Origin of the sequence: Aurantimonas sp. A2-1-M11, assembly GCF_036549475.1 — a bacterium.
Lineage (GTDB): Bacteria > Pseudomonadota > Alphaproteobacteria > Rhizobiales > Rhizobiaceae > Aurantimonas.
The window spans coordinates 1-763 of record NZ_JAZHLI010000214.1; the positions used below are offsets into that span (position 1 = coordinate 1).

The window sequence follows — 763 nt, forward strand, 5'->3', positions numbered from 1 at the left end:
CGCCGCGGGCCGTCAGCCCCATTATCCGCCACTCGACGAACGCCTTGCCGAGGCGTCCCCGCCTCCGGAAAATCCGACGTCTGTCGAGGCCATGGTCCATCGCCTGAAGACACCCGACGGCAAAAGGCTCTATGCGTTGCGCAAGCACACACCGGAGCCGGTGTTCGGCATCATCAAATCCGTTCTGGGCTTCCGGCAGTTCTCGATGCGCGGCCACCAAAAGGTTCGCGCCGAATGGAGCCTCGTGACCATGGCCTGGAACATCAAGCGCCTGTTCGCCCTGACGCCAGCCTGATGGGGGCGTCATCAACGCCCAAACACCGCCAATTCGCCCACCACTCGAAAATTCGCAACCAAGGCGTTTCCCAGACTGAACCGCAACCAGGAGCGTTTCCCAGACCGGCTCCCAGCCTTTGACCGGACGCGCAACCGGCCAGCCAGCCAGCGTCTTCTGCCTTTGACAAAAACATCAGTCCGACAGGCTGCTAGNCAACCAGGAGCGTTTCCCAGACCGGCTCCCAGACTTTGACCGGACGCGCAACCGGCCACCCGGCCAGCGTCTTCTGCCTTTGACAAAAACATCATTCCGACAGGCTGCTAGGGCAACCGTGATCCGAAAGCCTTGTTCAGCATGGACACCACGCTCGATCCGTGTGCCTCCGGCGTGAGCCGCCTTGCGAACTTTGGATGAGATCGTTGTTTTTGCGGCGTGGTGTGGTGACCACGGTGCAAGCAATGAGGATATCCACGTGACCTACCATCG

The 763-nt window shown here is 60.9% G+C and carries 1 protein-coding gene; it reads left to right on the forward strand.

Going from position 1 to position 763, the window contains the following annotated elements:
- A partial coding sequence (locus tag VQ042_RS25740; RefSeq protein WP_331823073.1) for a transposase occupies window positions 1-295 on the forward strand: 295 nt, incomplete at its 5' end.
- Between the last annotated feature and the right edge of the window lie 468 nt (window positions 296-763).